Source organism: Micromonospora sp. NPDC049359 (genome assembly GCF_044466585.1).
Classification (GTDB): domain Bacteria; phylum Actinomycetota; class Actinomycetes; order Mycobacteriales; family Micromonosporaceae; genus Micromonospora.
The window spans coordinates 201698-217410 of sequence record NZ_JBITMW010000002.1 but is presented as its reverse complement, the minus strand read 5'-3'; the positions used below and the strand labels follow the sequence as shown (position 1 = coordinate 217410).

Here is a 15713-nt window from a genome sequence, read left to right as displayed (position 1 = left end):
GGTCAATCCTCCTTCGGCCGCTGTCTGTCGGATCGGGGGGCGATCACTACCAGCGGGTTGTCTCGTTCTTGTGGCCGAGCGCGGCCCACACCTCGGAGACCGTCTGGTACTCGGTGCCCTCGGGCAGCCGTTCCAGCGCCGCCACGATGTCGTCGGGCGCCTCGTTCTCCCGCGCGCTGGCGATGAGCACCAACCGGTCGCCGGGCAGCGCGCTCATCGAGATGAACCGGCCGAGCCGGCTGCGCTGCTCCACGTCCGTGGAACTCATCCCCTGCGGGGTGCCGGTGCGCAGGTCGCCCGCCGGGGCCGTGGTGGTCTCCGGCTGGTCCTCACCGGCCGGCTCGGGCACCCGGGACTCGTCGACCCGTGAGCCGCCGGTGCCCGGCCCCTGCACGAGGCCGCTGACCTCCTGGCTCATCTGCTCGTCGATCCTCGGTCCGTGCTTGCTGTTGCCACGCTCCATGCCTTCTGCGCTACCCGGCACCCCGCCCGGTAAACCGGCACCCGGTCACGAACCGGCCCTCGGGCCGGACATCCGGTCCCTTTCAGTCCTCGGCCGGCCTGCGTGGCGGCAGCACCGGATCGTCCGCGTCCCGCTCGCCCGCCTGCAACTGCCGGCCGCGCTGCACCTCGGCGTTGATCTGCACGCCGAGCATCAGGGCGCAGTTGGACAGGTAGAGCCAGACCAGGAACGCGATGGCCGCGCCCAGGCTGCCGTAGGTCGTCTGATAGGTGGCGAAGTTCGCGACGTAGAAGCCGAAACCGAAGGACACCACCGCCCAGGAGAGCAGGGCCACCGCGCCGCCGGGGGTGAGCCAGCGGAAACGGGGTTGGCGCACGTTCGGGGCGATCCAGAACAGCAGGGACAGCAGCACCATCATCACCAGGGCGAGCACCGGCCACTTCGCGACGCTCCACACCGTTCGCGCCAGACCACCGGCGTTGATCAGGTCGCCGACCGCGTCGGTGACCGGGCCGCTGACGATCAGAGCGAGGGCGACCACCGCGAGCAGCACCAGCGTCACGGCGGCCAGGCCGATCTGCAACGGCCGCAGCCGCCAGACCGGCCTGCCCTCGGTCACCCCGTAGATGGCGTTGGAGGCGCGGGTGAACGCACCGATGAAGCCCGACGCGGACCACAGCGCGCCGAGCAGACCGAAGCTCAGCAGCACCTTGGCGTTGCTCTGCTGGACGACCACCGAGCGGATCACCCCGACCACGCCGCCGTCGTCGTCGGCCACCACCGAACCGGCACCCACCTGCTTGGCCAGGTCGACAACCGTGTCGAGGGTCCGCTCGCCCGAGGAGACCAGGCCGACCAGGGCCACCACCACGATGGCGGACGGAAAGAGCGCCAGCACCCCGTAGTAGGTGAGCGCGGCGGCCCAGTCCGAGCAGTTTTCGTTCACGAAGTTCTGCACGCTGCGGACCAGCACCCCGCGCCACGTCCGCCAGCTCAGTTGCCGGATCCGCCGGGGAATCCCCGAACCGGTGAGTGTCGTGCCGGGATCCGTGGTCGTCATGCCCGCTCCCTGTGCCCCGGCCACCGGATGACCGGTCGTCCGGTCTGGCCTGGACCGGCCGGTACCCAGGGCGGGAAATCGACAAACCCGCTCGGCGGCCCGCCGACGCCGCTAGGGTTTGCCGCCGCGCTCGCGGGGAACGGACACAGTGACTCTGTCGATGCATCAGGAGGACGAGATGCCCGCGCGCGAGGACATGCCCAGCACGCTGCGACGCTCCTCGGACAAGGCGCAGCGCACCTGGGAGAAGACCCACGACTCGGCGGTGGAGACCTACGGCGAGGGCGAGCGGTCGCACCGTACCGCCTTCGCGGCGGTGAAGCACCAGTTCGAGAAGGTGGGCGACCACTGGGAGCCCAAGGGTCGTAAGGGCCCGAGCGACCGCCAGGCCGCCGGTGGAGGCCCCGAGCGGCGTGCCCCCACCGCCGGTGGGGTGGACGCCAACGCCAGCAAGGACCACCTGATGTCGGTGGCCCGCAAGCTGGACGTGCCGGGCCGGTCCAGCATGACCAAGTCGGAGCTGGTCACGGCCATCGAGAAGGCCAACGACCGGGCGACCCGCAAGGCTCGCGGCGACTGACCCACGCGCAGCGTGGCACGGGGCGGACGCGCCACCCCTGCGTCCGCCCCGTGCCGCTTTGACCGCTCACCACCGCCCGCCGCCGGGCGCCTCGATGTGCACCGCCTTCGTGGCCGTGAACTCGTCCAGCAGCTCCGGGCCGTAGCCGAAGCCCTGCCCGCTGGACCGGCGCGGATGCGCGGCTCCGCCCGGCGCCCCACCGAACACCGCGTTGACCTTCACGGTGCCCACCGGCAGCTCCCGCCAGGCCCGCTGCGCGTGGCTCATCGACGCGGTCAGCACCGTGGCCGCCAGCCCGTACGGGGAGTCCGCCGCACAGGTCAGCGCCTCGTCGAACGAATCGACCACCACCACCGGGGCGACCGGCCCGAACGTCTCCTCGCGTACCAACGCCATGTCGTGCCGGCAGTCGGCGACCACGGTGGCCGGGTAGTACGCGCCCGGTCCGTCCGGCAGCTCCCCGCCGGTGCGTACCCGCGCGCCGGCCGCCACCGCCGCCGTCACCTGTCCGTGCACGTGGTCGCGGTGCCGCCGGTCGACGAGCGGGCCCAACTCGGTGCCCGGGTCGCGCCCCGGCCCGACCCGCAACGCGTCGGCCCGGCGCACCAGCGCCGCCACGAAGTCGTCGGCCAGGTCGCGATGTACGTAGATCCGCTCCACCGCGACGCAGATCTGCCCGGCGTTGGCGAACGCGCCGAGCGCGGCCTGTTCCGCCGCCCACTCGGGGTCGACACCCGCGTCGACGATGAGCGGGTCGCTGCCCCCGTTCTCCAGCAGCACCTTCGCGCCGGTACGGGCAGCGGCGGCGGCGATCTTGCGCCCGGTGGCGGTGGACCCGACGTGCGCGATCACGTCCACGTCCTGCGCGGCCAGCGCCGCGCCGACCTCCGGGCCGCCGGTGAGCAGGGACAGCACGCCCGCCGGCAACGCCCCGTCCAGGGCCCGGGCCAGCAGCCAACCCGTCGCGGGCGTCCGCTCGCTCGGCTTGTAGAGCACCACGTTGCCGGTGACCAGGGCCGCGCCGAGCAGCCCGCACGAGACCGCCACCGGGTCGTTCCAGGGGGTGATCGCGGCGACCACGCCGCGCGGCTGTGGAGTCATGAAGTCCACCGCGTCGGTCGCGCCGTGCAATGTCCGTCCGCCGCGCAGCGGCGCGAGTTCCGCGTACTGTCGCAGGGTGCCGATGCCCGCCTCGACGCCGCCGCGGGCGTCCGCGAGTGGCTTGCCCATCTCCGCGGTGACCGCCGCCGCCAGCTCGTCGGTGAGCGCCGCGACCGCGTCCGCGGCCCGGTGCAGGGTCGCCGCCCGCTCGGCCGGCGCGGTCGCCGCCCATTCGTCGGCCGCCTCGCGTGCCGCCTGGGTCGCCTTGCCGACCTCGTCGGCCGTGGCGACCGGCGCCGAGGTGACCGGTTCGCCGTCCGCCGGATCACACACGACCAGCTCGCCGCCGGACCCGCCCGCGCCCCACACCCCGCCCACCAGCTGCGCAACCGTGTACATGCGGCGCTGGATGCCCGGGTCCCGGCGAGACAAACGCGTTTCGCCCGGTTGCGCCCCGGGTAGGCGGGTCGGATGACTACCACCGGCGCGCAGGGCGCGGACGCCGTCGTCATCGGCGCCGGGCACAACGGCCTGGTCGCGGCGAACCTGCTGGCCGACGCCGGGTGGGACGTGGTCGTGCTGGAAGCGACCGCCGTACCCGGCGGCGCCGTCCAGTCGGCCGAGGTGACCGCGCCGGGCTATCTGAGCGACCTCTACAGCTCGTTCTACCCCCTCGGGTACGCCTCGCCCGTGCTCAACGGCCTCGACCTGGGCCGCCACGGGTTGTCCTGGCGGCACGCCCCGGACGTGCTGGCGCACCTGCTGCCCGACGGGCGGGCCGCGGTGATCAACCGGGACCCGGACGCCACGGCCGCCTCGTTGGAACAGTTCGCCCCCGGGGACGGGAAGCGCTGGCTGAACGCGTACACGGACTGGCTCGAGGTGGCCGAGCCGATGTTGACCGCGATCACCACGCCGTTCCCGCCGGTACGCGGCGGACTGGGTCTGCTGCGCCGGCTGCGGGTCGCGGGAGCGCTGCGGCTGGCCCGCCGACTCGTGGTGCCGGTGCGCAAACTCGGCGACGAGCTGTTCGACGGCGAGGGGGGCCCGGCGCTGCTCGCCGGATGCGCCCTGCACACCGACCTGTCCCCCGAGGAGGCCGGCTCCGGCGTGTACGGCTGGCTGCTGGCCATGCTCGGCCAGCAGGTCGGCTGGCCGGTGCCCGACGGCGGCGCGCGGCGGATCACCGACGCGTTGGTGGACCGCCTCGCCGAACGCGGCGGCCGCATCCTGTACGGCGCGCGCGTCGACCGGGTGCTCACCGCGCGCGGCCGGGCGATGGGCGTACGCACCGAGGGCGGCACGCTGTGGCGGGCCCGGCGGGCGGTCCTCGCCGACGTGCCGGCGCCCGCCCTCTACCTCGACCTCGTCGGTGCGGCGGTCCTGCCGTCGCGGCTCGTGGAGGACCTGGCGCACTTCCGGTGGGACGGCTCGACGCTGAAGGTGGACTGGGCGCTCTCCGCCCCCGTCCCGTGGACCAACCGGGCGATCGCCGGGGCCGGCACGGTGCACCTCGGCGCGGACCTCGACGGGCTGACCCGCTACGCCGGCGAGCTGGCCCGGGGTGAGCTGCCCCGCGACCCGTTCCTGCTGGTCGGGCAGATGTCCGTGGCCGACCCCAGCCACTCGCCGCCGGGCACCGAGTCGCTCTGGTCGTACACCCACCTGCCGTTCCGGCGGAACTGGCGGGCCGAGGACATCGCCGAACACGTGCAGCGTATGGAGGACGTGCTCGAAGCGGCGGCCCCGGGTTTCCGGCAGCTCATCGTGGGCCGGCACGTGGCCGGACCGGCCGACCTGGAGAAGGGCGATCCGAGCCTGGTCGGTGGCGCGCTGGGCGGGGGCACCGCCGCCGCGTACCAACAGTTGTTCCTGCGCCCGATCCCCGGCCTGGGCCGCGCGGACACCCCGGTGGACCGGCTCTTCCTGGCCAGTTCGTCGGCGCACCCGGGCGGTGGGGTGCACGGCGCGCCGGGCGCGAACGCGGCCCGCGCGGCCCTGGCCCGCGACCGCGCCCTAACCGGCACCGCCTACAAGGCGGCCGTAACCACAGCCCACCGAGCGATCTACCCCCCCACCTGACGCGGTGATCAAGAGGTTTGCGTCACCGGCGGGCCGGATTCTGACGCAAACCTCTTGATCGACGCGGGGGGAGGGAGGGGAGGGGGAGGGGGAGGGGGTTAGGGGGGTCAGGGGGTGATGTTGCGGTGCTTGCTGCGTAGGCGGAACGGCATCAGGGCGCTCTCGACCTTGGTCGCGGTGGTCATCTTGGAGACGCCGTCACGCCGCTCCTCGAAGCGGATCGGGACCTCCAGGATGGTGTGCCCCAGCTTGGTGGCCAGGTAGTGCATCTCCACCTGGAAGCTGTAGCCGTTGGACTGCACCCGGTGCAGGCCGATGTCCTTCAGCGCGTCGGCCCGCCAGATCTTGAAGCCGGCGGTCAGGTCGCGGATGCGCACCCGCAGCAGCGTGTGCACGTAGAGGTTCGCCCAGCCGCTGAGCGCGCGGCGGTACAGCGGCCAGTTCTCGTCCAGCTCGCCGCCCGGCACGTACCGGGAACCGATCACCACGCCCGCCTGGGTGGAGAGCAGCGCGCCCAGCATCCCGGGCAGCGCCTCCGGCGGGTGCGACAGGTCGGCGTCCATCTGCGCCACGAACTCGGCCCCGCCCTCGAGCGCCCGGGTCATCCCGTCGACGTACGCCCGACCCAGGCCCTCCTTGCCGGCCCGGTGCATCACCTCGATCCGCTCCGGGTACTCGATGGCCAGCTTGTCGGCCACCTCGCCGGTGCCATCGGGGGAGTTGTCGTCGGCGACGAGGATGCGCAGCCCCGGCAGCGGCAGCGCGAGCAGCCGCTCGACCAGCGCCGGCAGGTTGCCCGCCTCGTTGTAGGTGGGCACGACGACTGTCAGGTGTACGTCTCGCCACGGCGACGGCAGCTGGACGGGCTCGATCATGTCGGACATCCTCGGTTTGCGGACACGGCTACCCCAGAGGGTAGCCAGTTGCCCGACCCGGATTGAAAAGGCTCCCCGTGGGTCCGGCCCCCCGCAGGTGGCGGCGCGCTCAGCGCGGGCGGCGGCGCACCACCGTCCGCGTCACTGCGGGCCCCTCTGCCGGGTGGCGATGTCGGAGAGCCGGGCCAGCGTCTCCCGGTTGCGCAGGTGCAGCACGAGGTCGTTGGCCTTGTTCCGGACCCAGCGCAGCGGACCGGCCGCGAAGTCCTCACCGAGCCGGACGCGGGTGGCGCTCCCGTCGACCGGTTCCAGGGTGAACGCGACGATCGCCTCCCCGGCCGGCCACAGCCCGGCGCGCAGCACCAGCCGGTGCGGCGGCTCGCACACCAGCACCGTCGAGGCGTCCTGCAACGAGAACGGCCACGGGCCGGCCCGGTGGTGCAGTTGGCTGCCCACCCGGGGCCACGCGTCGTCCACGTCGCGCACGTGCGCCGTACCGACCACCCAGTCGCTGTACGTCCACCCGTCGGCCAGCACGTCGAACACCTGCTGCGGGGGAGCGTCGATCACTTTCTCCACTATCGCCACTGGACTCCCATACCCCTGCGGTGACGGAGGCTAACGAGCCGGCGGGTTAGCTTCTTCCGGGCGGCGGGTAAGGCCGACCGGGGCACCGCCGGTGGCGTTGGCCCACGGCGCCGACGACGACGTTTACTCCTTCGGGCGCCGGGAACCCGCCGGCTGTGCGACAGGACCAGGAGGATCCGTATCAGCGCAGGTCAGCCCGGGTGTACGCCGGTGCTGGCCGGGTTGGTCGCGGGCCTGCCGCACCGCACGGTGGCGTCCTGTACGACGCGGTGCTGCTCGACCGCGACGGCACCCTGATCGAGGACGTGCCGTACAACGGCGACCCGGAGAAGGTACGCCCGCTGCCGGGCGTCCGCGCGGCGCTGGACCGACTGCGGGCCGCCGGTCTGCGCCTCGCGGTGGTGACCAACCAGTCCGGCCTGGCCCGGGGCTACTTCGACGAGGCGCAGATGTGGGCGGTACACGCCCGCGTCGAGGAGCTGCTGGGCGGCTTCGACGCCTGGCTGGTCTGCCCGCACGACGACGCCGACGGCTGCGACTGCCGCAAGCCGTCGCCCGGCCTGGTGCACGCCGCCGCCCGGCAGTTGGGCACGAGCGCGTCGCGCTGCGTGCTGGTGGGCGACATCGGCCGTGACGTGGGCGCGGCGCTGGCCGCCGGAGCGGCCGGGGTGCTGGTGCCGACGCCGGTGACCCGCCCGGAGGAGATCGCCGCCGCCGGCTGGGTGGCGCCGGACCTGCCGTCCGCGGTCGACGAGATCCTGCGCCGCCAGCGGGCCGTGCAGCCCGCGCGAACCGCCGACGCAGTGGGCACCGCGCTGGTGGTGCGCTCGGACTCGGCCGGGGACGTGCTCGTCACCGGGCCGGCGATCCGGGCCGTCGCGGCCGGCGCGCGACGGGTGGTGCTGCTCTGCGGACCACGTGGGCGTGCCGCCGCCGAGCTGCTGCCCGGCGTCGACGAGATCATCGAGCACCCACTGCCGTGGATCGACCCCGCGCCGACGCCCGTCGACCCGGACGACATGCGACGCCTGACCGCCCGGCTCGCCGCCGTCGGCGCGGACGAGGCGGTGGTGTTCACCTCGTTCCACCAGTCGGCCCTGCCGCTGGCGTTGCTGCTGCGGATGGCCGGGATCACCCGGATCGCCGCGATCAGCGACGACTACCCGGGCGCGCTGGTGGACATCCGCCACCGGGTGCCGGCGGGTGTCCCCGAACCCGAGCGGGCGCTCTCCCTCGCCGCCGCGGCCGGTCACCGGTTGCCGGCCGGCGACGAACCCGTGCTGCGGCTCCGCGACGACGCCGTGGCGTCCCGCCCGGCCGCTGTCGGTGACCCCGGCTACGTGGTGCTGCACCCGGGCTCGGCCGCGTCGAGCCGGGCCTGCCCGACCGAGCTGGCCGCCCGCATCGCCGGGGCGCTCCGCGCGGCCGGGCATCGTGTGCTGGTCACCGGCGGGCCCGACGAGCGGACGGTGACCGCCCGGGTCGCGGCGGCGGGCGGCACCGACCTGGGCGGTACGACCGACCTGGCCGGACTGGCCGCGCTCGTCGCCGACGCCGCCGCCGTGGTGGTCGGCAACACCGGGCCCGCGCACCTGGCCGCTGCCGCCGGCGTACCGGTGGTGAGCCTGTTCGCGCCGACCGTCCCCTTCGGGCAGTGGGGTCCCTACCGGGTGCCCACCGTCCGGCTCGGCGACGCGAGCGCGCCCTGCCGTGACACCCGGGCGGCGGCCTGCCCGGTCCCCGGCCACCCGTGCCTGAGCGGCGTCGACCCGGCCGAGGTGGTCGAGGCGGTACGGACCCTGACCGCCAGCGGTGGTGGCGTCCGATGAACATCCTGCTCTGGCACGTGCACGGCTCCTGGACGACGTCCTTCGTGCACGGCAGTCACCGCTACCTGATCCCCACCACGCCCGACCGGGGTCCGTACGGCCTCGGCCGGGCGCGGACGTATCCGTGGCCGGACAGCGCCGTCGAGGTGGCCCCCGACGACCTGCCGGACGCCGACGTCGACGTGGTCGTTCTGCAACGCCCCGAGGAGATCGACCTGGCCGAGCAGTGGCTGGGCCGGCGTCCGGGTCGCGACCTGCCCGCCATCTACGTGGAGCACAACACGCCCAAGGGCGACGTCCCCAACACCCGGCACCCGATGGCCGACCGTGATGACCTGCTCGTCGCCCACGTCACCGGGTTCAACCAGATCTTCTGGGACACCGGCGCGACCCGCACCGGCGTCGTCGACCACGGCATCGTCGCGCCGGCCGTGTCGTACACGGGTGAACTCGACCGGCTCGCCGTCGTGATCAACGAGCCGGTGCGGCGGGGACGGGTCACCGGCACCGACCTGCTGCCGCAGTTCGCCGAGATCGCGCCCCTGGACGTGTTCGGCATGGGCGTCGCGGGCCTCGCCGACCACCTCGGACTGCCCGCCGACCGGCTCACCAGCCACGACGACGTCCCGCAGGACCGGATGCACGCCGAACTTGCCCGCCGGCGGGCGTACCTGCACCTGTGCCGCTGGACCAGCCTGGGGCTCAGCCTCATCGAGGCGATGGCGATCGGCATGCCGGTCGTCGCGCTCGCCACCACCGAGGCGGTCACCGCCGTGCCCCCGGAGGCGGGGGCCCTCGCCACCCGGATGGACGTCCTGCTCGACGCCGCCCGCCGGTTCATCGCCGAGCCGGCGGCCGCACGCCAGGCCGGCGTGGCGGCCCAGGCCGCCGCGCGCGACAGGTACGGCCTCGACCGTTTCCTCGCTGACTGGGACCGGCTGCTGGAGGAGGAAGTATGCGGATCGCGATGATCTCGGAGCACGCCAGCCCGCTCGCCATCCTCGGAGGGGAGGACGCCGGCGGCCAGAACACGCACGTGGCCGAGTTGTCCGCCGCGCTCGTCGCCGCCGGGCACGACGTACGGGTCTACACCCGCCGCGACGCCCTCGACCTGCCGGTGACCGTCCGCGCCCCGGACGGGTACGACGTGGTGCACGTGCCCGCCGGCCCGGCCGAGCCGCTCGCGAAGGACGCGCTGCTGCCGCACATGCGCGAGTTCAGCCGGTGGCTCGTCGAGCGGTGGCGGGGCGGGGACTGGACACCCGAGGTGATCCACGCGCACTTCTGGATGAGCGGCCTCGCCGCGTTGACCGCCGGCCGGCAGGCCGGCGTGCCGGTGGTGCAGACGTACCACGCGCTGGGCACGGTCAAGCGCCGCCACCAGGGCGTGCAGGACACCAGCCCGGCCCGGCGCATCGCCTACGAGCGGGAGCTGGGCCGCTCGGTGGACCGGGTGGTCGCCCAGTGCCGCGACGAGGTCGGCGAGCTGGTCCGGATGGGGGTGCCCCGGAACCGCATGGTGGTCGTGCCCTCCGGCGTCAACCTCGCCTCGTTCGCCCCGCTCGGGCCGGCCGCCGACCGGGAGCCGGGCCGCGCCCGCATCCTCACCGTGGGCCGGCTGGTCGAGCGCAAGGGCTTCCAGACGGTCGTCCGCGCGATGGCGCTGGTGCCCGACGCGGAGTGCGTCGTGGTGGGCGGGCCGCCCGAGGGGCTGCTGGAGACCGACCCGTACGCCCGGCGGCTGCGGGCCCTCGCCGAGTCGTGCGGGGTCGCCGACCGGGTGCACCTGGTCGGCGCGGTGCCCCGCGAGGAGATGGGCCGCTGGTACCGCTCCGCGGACCTGCTGGTCGCCGCCCCCTGGTACGAGCCGTTCGGCCTGACCCCGCTGGAGGCGATGGCGTGCGGCGTGCCGGTCGTCGGCACCGCCGTGGGCGGCATCCGCGACACCGTCGTCGACGGTACGACCGGTGACCTCGTGCCGGCCCGCGACCCCAACGCCCTCGCCGCCGCGATCCGGGGACTGCTCGACGACCGGATCCGCCGCTTCCGGTACGCCACGGCGGCCCGCGAGCGGGCCCGGTCGCGCTACTCGTGGGAGGCCACCGCCGAACGCCTCGCCGAGGTCTACAACGAGGTCGCCGCCGTACGCCGGCCGACCCGGGTGGTGGCCTGATGCCGGCGGTCAGCCCGCTCGAGGAGCACCTGACCAACCTCGCCGCCGCACTGGACCCGTACCGCCGGTGTGAACCGCAGTTGGCGCGCTGGGGCGCGCACCTGGCGCACCGGCTGGCCGGCGGCGGACGACTGCTCGTCGCCGGCAACGGCGGCAGCGCCGCCGAGGCCCAGCACCTCACCGCCGAGCTGGTGGGCAAGCTGCGGGACGACCGCCAGCCCCTGTCGGCGATCGCCCTGCACGCCGAGACCAGCGCGGTGACCGCCATCGCCAACGACTACGGCTACGCCGACGTCTACGCCCGTCAGGTCCGCGCCCACGGCCGACCCGGCGACGTGCTGCTGCTGCTCAGCACCAGCGGCGTCAGCGGCAACCTGCTCAGCGCCGCGCACGCGGCGCGCGACGCCGGGCTCACCTCCTGGGCGCTCACCGGACCCGCGCCCAATCCCCTCGCGGACGCCTGCGACGAGGCGCTCGCCGTGTCGTCGGCCGACACCCAGGTCGTCCAGGAGCTGCATCTCGTCACCAGTCACCTGATCTGCGAGTACCTCGAGAAGGAACTGCCCGCGGCGCTGGCCGCCGTGGAGCCCGCGACGACCGGTCGGCTCGCGTCCGAGCCGGTACGCACCGGGGTCGAGGTCGTGCTCGACGGCCCGACCGCACAGCAGATCGACGCGTGAGCATGAGGAGGTAGGCGTGAGGGGACCCGTGGTGGTCGTCGGGGACACCCTGCTCGACCGGGACGTGGAAGGGGTGGTGAACCGCCTCTGCCCGGACTCCCCGGTGCCGGTGCTCGACGAGACCTCGGCCGTCGACCGGCCCGGCGGCGCGGGCCTCGCGGCGGTCTTCGCCGCCGCGCAGGGCGCCGACGTGGTGCTGGTCACCGCGCTCGCCGACGACGCCGGGGGCGCGCGGCTCAGCGCGCTGCTGGCCGCCGCCGGCGTGCGGGTCTACCCGCTGGCCCTCGCCGGCGCGACGCCGGAGAAGATCCGGCTGCGGGCCCGGGGTCGGGTGCTGCTGCGCCACGACCGGGGCGGCCCCTCCGGTGAGCCGGGCCAGCCCTCCGACGAGGTGCTGCGGGTGCTCGCCGCCGCGTCGGCGGTGCTGGTCAGCGACTACGGCCGGGGCGTCGCCCGCCAGCCCGCGCTGCGCGCCGCGCTGGCCGCCACCCGCGCGCCGGTCGTCTGGGACCCGCACCCGCGCGGGCCGGCCGCGGTACCCGGCGTGCACCTGGCCACGCCGAACGAGTCGGAGGTGCGCGAACTGGTCCCGACACTGCCCGGCGCGTCCCGGATCGCCGCCGCCTCCCAGGGTGCGCAGGGGCTGCGTCGCCGGTGGCGGGCGGGCGCCGTCGCGGTGACGTTGGGCGGGGACGGCGCGTTGCTCTGCCACGCCGGATCGACGCCGCTGGTGGTGCCCACATCGGGCAGCGCCGAGGGCGACACCTGCGGGGCGGGCGACCGCTTCGCCGCCGCCGCGAGCCTCGCGCTGGCCCAGGGCGCGCTCGTCTCCGAGGCGGTGCAGGCGGCCGTCGCCGAGGCCGCCACGTACGTGGCGGGTGGGGGAGTGGCCACGGCCCTGCCGCCCCCCACCGACGTGGTGAGCGTGCGCGGCGCCCGCCGGCCCGGCGTCGGCGCCGAGCGGGTGGGTGTCGCGGCCGTCGCCGCGCTCCTTTCCGAGGTGCGCAGCGCGGGCGGCACGGTGGTGGCCACCGGAGGCTGCTTCGACCTGTTGCACGCCGGGCACCTGGCCACCCTGCAGGCCGCCCGGCAGCTCGGCGACTGCCTGATCGTCTGCGTGAACTCCGACGCCAGCGTCGCCGGGTTGAAGGGGCCGCAGCGACCCGTGCTGCCCGAGGGCGACCGCGCCCGGCTGCTGGCCGCTCTGAGCTGCGTCGACGCCGTCCTCATCTTCGACGAGCCGACGCCCGAGGCGGTGCTGTCCTGGGTACGCCCGGACGTCTGGGTCAAGGGCGGCGACTACGCGAGCGGTGTCGGCGACGAGGCCACGCTGCCCGAGGCGGAAGTGCTGCGTCGGTGGGGCGGGAACACGGTGGTGGTGCCGTACCTGGACGGCCGCTCCACCAGCGACCTCATCGCGCGCGCCGCCGCCGGACCGGCCCTCGGCACCGACAGCGGGCCGCCACAGCCGGTCGGCATCGCCGTCCCGGTCACGACCACAGGGGAGCGGACCCGATGACCGCCACACGACCCGACGCCGGACCCGCCGTCCTGGTCACCGGCGGTTCCAGCGGGCTCGGCGCGGCGGTGGTCGCGGCGGTGGCCGCCGCCGGTGGCCGTCCACTCGTGCTGGACCGGCAGCCGCCGGTCGACGGCGTGGACTGGACCGAGTGCGACCTCGCCGACACCCGCGCCGCCGAGGTGGCCACCCGGCACCTCGCCGAGCAGGCCGGTGGCCTGGACGCCGTGGTGACGGCCGCCGGTGTGGACGTGCCGGGCCGGCTCGCCGACGTGCCGGGGGAGACGTGGGACCGGATCATCATGGTGGACCTGCTGGCCACGGCCGCGGTGATCCGGGCCGCGCTCCCGTTCCTGCAGACCTCCGCCGGGCGCATCGTCACGGTCGCCTCGACCCTGGGCGTGAAGGCGGTCAGCGATGCCACCGCGTACTGCGCGGCGAAGTTCGGCGTCGTCGGGTTCACCCGTGCGCTGGCCGCCGAGCTGGCCGGTCAGGTCGGTGTCACCCTGCTCATCCCCGGTGGCATGCGCACCGCGTTCTTCGACGAACGCGATCCGCAGTACAGGCCGGGTCCGGACGCCATCCTCAACGACCCCGCCGACACGGCCGCGGCGATCATGTTCGCGCTCCAACAGCCGCCCGGCTGCGCGGTGCGGGAGATGGTGGTGTGCGCCGAGCAGGAGACGTCGTACCCGTGATCCTCGTGCTGCGCGCCCTCGGCGTCGGCGACCTGGTCACCGCGGTGCCCGCGCTGCGGGCGCTGCGGGCCGCGTACCCGGATCACGAGCTGGCGCTCGCCGCGCCCGGCGGCCTGGCCCCGCTGGTCGACCTGGTCGGCGGCGTCGACGAGCTGGTGGACACCACCGGGCTGGACGGGCCGCTGCGGCCGGGCCGTGCGCCGGAGATCGCGGTGAACCTGCACGGGCGTGGGCCGCAGTCGCACCGACTGCTGGCCGCCGCCCGTCCCGGGCGGCTCGTCGCCTTCGCCAACGCCGACGCCGGGTTCGGCGACGGTCCGCGCTGGCGCGACGACGAGCACGAGGTGGACCGTTGGTGCCGGCTGCTCTCCTGGTACGACATCCCGGCCGACCGCCGTGACCTGGGCCTGCGCCGGCCCGACCCGGCCGGCCTGCCGGTCGGCGCGACCCTGCTGCATCCGGGCAGCAACGTCCCCGCCAAGCGGTGGCCGGCCGAGCGGTTCGCGGCGTTGGCCCGGACGCTGCGGGAGCGGGGGCACCGCGTGCTGGTCACCGGCTCGGCCGACGAACGAGGGTTGGCCGAGCGGGTGGCCGAGGCGTCCGGTCTGCCGCCGGCCGCCGTGCTGGCGGGCCGGACCGACCTCGGCGCGCTGGCCGCGCTGGTCGCCGACGCGCGGCTGGTGGTCAGCGGGGACACCGGTGTGGCGCACCTGGCGACCGCGTACGGGACCGCCTCGGTGGTGCTCTTCGGGCCGGTGCCCCCGGCGGCGTGGGGGCCGCCGCCGGACCGGCCCCGCCACCGGGCGCTCTGGGCCGGAGAGGGGGATTGGCCCAGGTGGGACGGGGTAGGAACCCACCCGACACTGACGGCTCTGCCGCTGGACGAGGTGCTGGCTGCCGTGAACGAGGTGGAGAGAGCGGTGCGGGTCTCCGGTGCGGTTACGGCGTAGCGACCCGGCTCGGCCCGGCTACGGGCGACGCCGGCGCGGCAAGGGCTGGACCTTCGTCGATCCCAGCGGCGCCGTCGTGCGCGATCCGGCCATCCGGGCGCGGCTGAACGACCTGGTGATCCCGCCGGCCTGGCAGGACGTGTGGATCGCGCCGCACGCGAACGGACACATCCTGGCCACCGGCGTCGACGCGGCCGGACGCAAGCAGTACCTCTACCACCCGGTGTGGCGGGAGAAGCAGGACGCGGCGAAGTTCGACCACATGCTGGAGGTGGCCCGACGGCTGCCGACGTTGCGCGAGCGGGTGGGGCAGGACCTCGTCGGGCGGGGACTGAACCGCGATCGGGTGCTGGCCACCGTGGCCCGCCTGCTCGACATGGGGATGTTCCGGGTCGGCAGTGACCAGTACGCGGCCGGTGACGATCCGACGTTCGGGGTGTCGACCCTGCGCCCGGAGCACGCGCGACGCCGGGGCGACTGCGTGGTCTTCGAGTTCCCCGCCAAGGGCGGTATCGAGCAGGTGCGCCGGATCGAGGACCCACAGCTGTGCGAGGTGCTGGTCAACCTGCGTCGGCGTCGCCGCAGGGCGGACCGGCTGTTCGGCTACTGGGACGGCCTCCAGTGGCGGGACGTGCGCAGCGACGAGGTCAACGGCTACCTGCGCGACGCCAGCGGCGGCGAGATGACCGCCAAGGACTTCCGCACCTGGCACGCCACGGTGCGCGCGGCGGCGGAGTTGGCCGCCGCCGACCCGGCCCGCTCGGTCACCGCCCGGCGCAGGGCGGTGGCCGCGGTGATGCGGGCGGTGGCGGAGCTGCTGGGCAACACCCCGACCGTGGCGCGCACGTCCTACGTGGACCCGAGGGTCGTCGACCTCTACCACGACGGGGTGGTGGTGCCGGTCGACCCGAGCGCCCCCCGCGAGGAGATCGAGCGGGTCGTGTTGGAGCTGCTGGAGAAGGCCTGACCGGCCCCGCCGACGATCCTGGGGGGGAAGCGACGGGGCCGGAGCCTCGGCCGGGGGCGACACCGGGCGGCCGCCCGCCGCGCGCCACGGCGGGCGCCTCGCCACGGCCCCCGTTCGCGGCCAATGCGGGCCCCGGGTACGCGGGCGC

15 protein-coding genes are annotated in these 15713 nt (G+C 75.0%); 10 read left to right on the top strand and 5 right to left on the bottom strand.

All coding sequences use genetic code 11. The features are described 5' to 3' along the window. Positions 1-46: 46 nt before the first annotated feature. Both ACIBTX_RS07195 and ACIBTX_RS07190 read right to left on the bottom strand, forming a co-directional pair. Positions 47-463, bottom strand: coding sequence for a DUF2795 domain-containing protein (locus tag ACIBTX_RS07195; RefSeq protein WP_007458076.1), 417 nt, complete (start codon positions 461-463; stop codon positions 47-49). 82 nt (positions 464-545) lie between these two features. Further along, positions 546-1523 (bottom strand): YihY/virulence factor BrkB family protein, encoded by a 978-nt coding sequence (locus ACIBTX_RS07190; protein ID WP_396832173.1) that lies wholly within the window; start codon positions 1521-1523, stop codon positions 546-548. Between the two features lie 178 nt (positions 1524-1701). Between ACIBTX_RS07190 and ACIBTX_RS07185 the strand changes: the two genes are divergently transcribed. Further along, complete coding sequence (locus ACIBTX_RS07185) at positions 1702-2103, top strand: ChaB family protein (protein ID WP_357119731.1); 402 nt, start codon at positions 1702-1704, stop codon at positions 2101-2103. 66 nt (positions 2104-2169) lie between these two features. Here ACIBTX_RS07185 and ACIBTX_RS07180 read toward each other — a convergent pair whose 3' ends face one another. Then, positions 2170-3603: an aldehyde dehydrogenase family protein gene (locus tag ACIBTX_RS07180; RefSeq protein ID WP_396832172.1), complete on the bottom strand. Its 1434-nt coding sequence runs from the start codon at positions 3601-3603 to the stop codon at positions 2170-2172. 72 nt (positions 3604-3675) lie between these two features. Here ACIBTX_RS07180 and ACIBTX_RS07175 point away from each other — a divergent pair, with 72 nt between their 5' ends. Next, entirely contained in the window at positions 3676-5286 is a 1611-nt protein-coding gene (locus ACIBTX_RS07175; protein WP_357119725.1) for an NAD(P)/FAD-dependent oxidoreductase, read from the top strand. A 107-nt stretch (positions 5287-5393) separates the two neighbouring features. Here ACIBTX_RS07175 and ACIBTX_RS07170 read toward each other — a convergent pair whose 3' ends face one another. Together ACIBTX_RS07170 and ACIBTX_RS07165 are read right to left on the bottom strand one after the other, a co-directional pair. After that, on the bottom strand, positions 5394-6161 hold the full coding sequence (locus tag ACIBTX_RS07170; protein ID WP_355053415.1) for a polyprenol monophosphomannose synthase: 768 nt from the start codon (positions 6159-6161) through the stop codon (positions 5394-5396). 141 nt (positions 6162-6302) lie between these two features. Beyond that, positions 6303-6749 (bottom strand): SRPBCC family protein, encoded by a 447-nt coding sequence (locus ACIBTX_RS07165; protein WP_357119722.1) that lies wholly within the window; start codon positions 6747-6749, stop codon positions 6303-6305. A gap of 155 nt (positions 6750-6904) precedes the next feature. On the opposite strand from ACIBTX_RS07165, the gene ACIBTX_RS07160 reads away from it, so the two are divergent. The 8 genes from ACIBTX_RS07160 to ACIBTX_RS07125 are packed head-to-tail and all read left to right on the top strand — an operon-like array spanning position 6905 to position 15565. After that, positions 6905-8578 (top strand): HAD-IIIA family hydrolase, encoded by a 1674-nt coding sequence (locus tag ACIBTX_RS07160; RefSeq protein WP_396832171.1) that lies wholly within the window; start codon positions 6905-6907, stop codon positions 8576-8578. Continuing rightward, a complete protein-coding gene (locus tag ACIBTX_RS07155; protein WP_357119716.1) occupies positions 8575-9549 on the top strand; it encodes a glycosyltransferase in 975 nt (324 codons plus the stop codon). Before ACIBTX_RS07160 ends, ACIBTX_RS07155 begins: the two co-directional genes overlap by 4 nt. Next, positions 9534-10751 carry a glycosyltransferase gene (locus ACIBTX_RS07150; RefSeq protein ID WP_357119713.1) on the top strand — a complete coding sequence of 406 codons (1218 nt, stop codon included), beginning with the start codon at positions 9534-9536 and terminating at the stop codon, positions 10749-10751. The genes ACIBTX_RS07155 and ACIBTX_RS07150 overlap by 16 nt, the downstream gene beginning before the upstream one ends. Then, positions 10748-11431, top strand: a complete 684-nt coding sequence (locus tag ACIBTX_RS07145) for an SIS domain-containing protein (protein WP_357392893.1) — start codon at positions 10748-10750, stop codon at positions 11429-11431. The genes ACIBTX_RS07150 and ACIBTX_RS07145 overlap by 4 nt, the downstream gene beginning before the upstream one ends. Before the next feature lie 16 nt (positions 11432-11447). Beyond that, positions 11448-12950 carry a PfkB family carbohydrate kinase gene (locus tag ACIBTX_RS07140; protein WP_363661007.1) on the top strand — a complete coding sequence of 501 codons (1503 nt, stop codon included), beginning with the start codon at positions 11448-11450 and terminating at the stop codon, positions 12948-12950. After that, positions 12947-13648: an SDR family oxidoreductase gene (locus ACIBTX_RS07135; RefSeq protein ID WP_396832170.1), complete on the top strand. Its 702-nt coding sequence runs from the start codon at positions 12947-12949 to the stop codon at positions 13646-13648. The genes ACIBTX_RS07140 and ACIBTX_RS07135 overlap by 4 nt, the downstream gene beginning before the upstream one ends. After that, positions 13645-14598, top strand: a complete 954-nt coding sequence (locus ACIBTX_RS07130) for a glycosyltransferase family 9 protein (protein WP_357120753.1) — start codon at positions 13645-13647, stop codon at positions 14596-14598. The genes ACIBTX_RS07135 and ACIBTX_RS07130 overlap by 4 nt, the downstream gene beginning before the upstream one ends. Beyond that, positions 14582-15565 carry a DNA topoisomerase IB gene (locus ACIBTX_RS07125; RefSeq protein WP_357119704.1) on the top strand — a complete coding sequence of 328 codons (984 nt, stop codon included), beginning with the start codon at positions 14582-14584 and terminating at the stop codon, positions 15563-15565. Before ACIBTX_RS07130 ends, ACIBTX_RS07125 begins: the two co-directional genes overlap by 17 nt. Positions 15566-15713: the final 148 nt, after the last annotated feature.

Excerpts from the sequence above, each read along its gene's own strand:
- ACIBTX_RS07195 (WP_007458076.1), bottom strand. The coding sequence starts at position 463 with ATGGAGCGTGGCAACAGCAAGCACGGACCGAGGATCGACGAGCAGATG.
- ACIBTX_RS07190 (WP_396832173.1), bottom strand. The coding sequence starts at position 1,523 with ATGACGACCACGGATCCCGGCACGACACTCACCGGTTCGGGGATTCCC.
- ACIBTX_RS07185 (WP_357119731.1), top strand. The coding sequence starts at position 1,702 with ATGCCCGCGCGCGAGGACATGCCCAGCACGCTGCGACGCTCCTCGGAC.
- ACIBTX_RS07180 (WP_396832172.1), bottom strand. The coding sequence starts at position 3,603 with ATGTACACGGTTGCGCAGCTGGTGGGCGGGGTGTGGGGCGCGGGCGGG.
- ACIBTX_RS07175 (WP_357119725.1), top strand. The coding sequence starts at position 3,676 with ATGACTACCACCGGCGCGCAGGGCGCGGACGCCGTCGTCATCGGCGCC.
- ACIBTX_RS07170 (WP_355053415.1), bottom strand. The coding sequence starts at position 6,161 with ATGATCGAGCCCGTCCAGCTGCCGTCGCCGTGGCGAGACGTACACCTG.
- ACIBTX_RS07155 (WP_357119716.1), top strand. The coding sequence starts at position 8,575 with ATGAACATCCTGCTCTGGCACGTGCACGGCTCCTGGACGACGTCCTTC.
- ACIBTX_RS07150 (WP_357119713.1), top strand. The coding sequence starts at position 9,534 with ATGCGGATCGCGATGATCTCGGAGCACGCCAGCCCGCTCGCCATCCTC.
- ACIBTX_RS07135 (WP_396832170.1), top strand. The coding sequence starts at position 12,947 with ATGACCGCCACACGACCCGACGCCGGACCCGCCGTCCTGGTCACCGGC.